The following is a 3,050-nucleotide window of genomic DNA, read 5'->3' on the forward strand; positions in this document are numbered from 1 at the left end:
TGGCGCGGAGCACCTTGGCGATGGCCGCGGCGTCGATCGAGTCATCGAAGTCGATCGTGGCGATCACGTTCGAGCGGTCCTCGGCCTTGGCCACGAACGGCGTGGCGTATTCGGACGCTTCGGCCCAGCGGTAGATGCGGCCGGCAGAATCCGCGGTCCGGCCGGCGGCGAAGTCCAGGCCGCCGTTGGCGTTGAGCCACTGCACCTGGGCGTCCAGGGTCACCAGGGTGGCCAGTGCGGGGGTGTTGTAGGTCTGGTTCAGCCGGGAATTGTCGATCGCCGTCTGGAGGTCAAGGAAGTCGGGAATCCAGCGGTCGCCGGCCTTGATCCGTGCCGCCCGTTCCAGCGCGGCCGGGGAGAACAGGCCCAGCCACAGGCCGCCGTCGGATGCGAAGTTCTTCTGCGGCGCGAAGTAGTACACGTCCGACTCTGCCACGGCCACGTCCAGCCCGCCCGCGGCCGAGGTCGCGTCCACGAGCACCAGCGACCCCTCGTCGGCGCCGGCCACCCGCTGGACGGGGGCGGCTACGCCGGTTGAGGTCTCGTTCTGCGGCCACGCATAGACGTCGACGCCGGCCTCCGCCCGGGCGGTGGGGCGGGTGCCGGGTTCGGCCTTGATGATGGAGGACTCGGCAAGGAACGGCGCCTTGTTGGTGGCGGAGGCGAACTTCGAGCCGAACTCGCCGAAGGACAGGTGCTGCGCTTTGTTCTCCACGAGCCCGAAGCTGGCAATGTCCCAGAACGCGGTAGATCCGCCGACGCCCAGCACGACTTCATAGCCTTCCGGTGCCCGGAAGAATTCGCTGAGGCCGCTGCGCACCGAGCCGACCAGGTTCTTCACGGGTGCCTGGCGGTGCGAGGTCCCCAGCAGCTTCGACGATGCCGCGGCCAGGGCGTCCATCTGTTCCGGCCGGACTTTGGACGGGCCGGCGCCGAACCGTCCGTCCTTGGGCAGGAGGTTGGCGGGGATCGTGATGCTGGTGTCGCTCACAGTGGCTCCAATTTTCGGCTGGTTCGTAGCGTGGCTGGGAGGTGGCGGGCAGGGATGGCTACCACGGACCCCCCTTTTCATTCTGCCTGTTTCATTCTGCCTGTTTTATTTTGCCTGACAGCTCCCGGCGATACGGAAAAAGGCCTGTCATAGTCCGGTCATTGAGACGCCGGGGACGGCCGGCCGGCTGGGGCTGGGACAATAGCTCCAGGTCGACCGAAAGATTATCCGGAGTAATTCAAAATAGGCTAGGCTGGCATGCGAACGTACGGCGGTTCCCGCCTGGGCGCATCCTGCATGCAGCCCGCACGCGGTACGGTGGGAATGACGCTAGGACTGCGCTCGAGGAGCTGAGCTGAATGACGGATCTGATCGATACCACGGAGATGTATCTTCGGACCATTCTGGAACTTGAAGAAGAAAACATCGTTGCCCTCCGCGCCCGCATCGCCGAACGGCTCCGCCACTCCGGCCCCACTGTGTCCCAGACGATCGGCCGGATGGAGCGCGACGGGCTGGTGGTTGTTTCCGGCGACCGGCACCTTGAACTGACGGAAACCGGACGGAAACGTGCAATCGGTGTCATGCGCAAGCACCGTCTGGCCGAACGCCTCCTCGCGGACGTGATCGGGCTCGACTGGGCCTACGTCCACGAGGAAGCGTGCCGCTGGGAACATGTCATGAGCGAACGCGTCGAGCGAAGAATCTTCGAGATGCTCAACCACCCGACAGTCTCGCCCTACGGAAACCCTATTCCGGGGCTTGCGGATCTTGGCGGCGTTCCCAATGGCGCCCCCGTGGACAGGCCTGTGAACCTGCTGGAGGCCATGGCCGGCTACGGGGTAACTTCCCGGGTTACGGTCAACCGGCTCGCGGAGCCGATCCAGGTGGAGCCGGAGCTTCTGGCCCAGCTCGACGAGGGCGGAATCAGGCCTGGCGCGCTTGTCTCGCTGGAGCGGGTGGGGGAGTACATCTCGGTCCGCGTCCCCGATATCGAAGGTGCCCTGGAACTGCCGCCCGAGGTTGCCGCGCACGTCTTTGTAACAGTCGCCTGACCAGCCACTACGCGCCGGTCATGGGACGACCCATGAGTTGTCCACAATTGCGGTTACGGATTTATTACCGGGCGGCTTAATCGCCTATAGTTAGTGCCCAGTACCGATACCAAAGCGTTACCTGATCCGAAGCCGAGCCCTGCCAGCGGATCAGTCGCAGAACTACCTCCTGGCAGGGGCGGGGGAACCACTTTCGGCTGCTACTTCGGCAGCCTTGGGGTGAAGTCCGTCAGCGGCAAGCAGCTTCCACCGAAGGATCCCCTGGGGATGCATCTGTGCGTGGCTGCTTGCAACGGCGGACCGGGTCTTTGATCTCTCTGACCCGAATCCGACAGCTAACTTCGCAGGCCATCCAGAGAGGAACCGTTCTTGACCACCCAGACCTCCAGGGGCCGTCGCCGCGCGACCGGTCCCGCACCGGAGCCGCGTCCCGTCGTCGCATACACGGCCGAACGCCCGCGGGACGTGCACCGGGATGAACGCCGTCGCCGTCGCAGTCCGTTCCGCCAGGTCACGGACTTTGCCGCGGCCAGCGGGGTCGGGCAGAAGGCCGGGATCGCCCTGGCCGCAACTGGTCTGGTTCTGACCGTGACGGTCCCCGTCACGAGCCCGGTGATGGCTTCGAATCCGGGCGGGTCCGGCGCGCTCTCCGCTGCCGTGCAGCCGGATGTCACCGCTGCCGCCGCCGCCAAAGTCGACTTCAACCGCACGGCCGTCACCACGAAGGGCGATCCGGACGGGAAACTCAAGCAGCTGCTGAGCGCCCAGTCTGTGGGCACCATCACCCGCGCGGCATCGGCCGGCACCCTGGGTGCGCCGCTCGACCAGCTGGTCACGGCCTCGCCCTTCGGCTACCGTGTCAGCCCCATTACCGGGGGCGCGGGGGAGTTCCACCGCGGCCAGGATTTCGCCGCCCAGTGCGGCACGGCGGTCCACGCGGCCGCCAGCGGCACCGTGACCTTCAACGGCTGGCATCCCTTCGGCGGGGGGAACCGCGTGGTCAT

3 protein-coding genes and 1 riboswitch are annotated in these 3,050 nt (G+C 66.3%); of the genes, 2 read left to right on the top strand and 1 reads right to left on the bottom strand.

What is annotated here, in order from left to right; genetic code table 11:
- On the bottom strand, positions 1-991 hold a 991-nt coding region (gene serC, locus LQV45_RS23130), incomplete at its 3' end, for a phosphoserine transaminase (protein WP_230009001.1).
- A gap of 359 nt (positions 992-1,350) precedes the next feature.
- Between serC and LQV45_RS23135 the strand changes: the two genes are divergently transcribed.
- A complete protein-coding gene (locus LQV45_RS23135; protein WP_079555358.1) occupies positions 1,351-2,046 on the top strand; it encodes a metal-dependent transcriptional regulator in 696 nt (231 codons plus the stop codon).
- A 149-nt stretch (positions 2,047-2,195) separates the two neighbouring features.
- A riboswitch (cyclic di-AMP (ydaO/yuaA leader) is annotated at positions 2,196-2,411 on the top strand.
- A gap of 4 nt (positions 2,412-2,415) precedes the next feature.
- Positions 2,416-3,050 (top strand): M23 family metallopeptidase (locus LQV45_RS23140; protein WP_230009002.1); only part of this gene is annotated, 635 nt, incomplete at its 3' end.

The sequence above is a fragment of the Microbacterium sp. Bi128 genome (assembly GCF_918698205.1).

What these genes read in the sequence shown, in the direction of transcription:
- LQV45_RS23135 (WP_079555358.1), top strand. Translation starts at nt 1,351, where the DNA reads ATGACGGATCTGATCGATACCACGGAGATGTATCTTCGGACCATTCTG.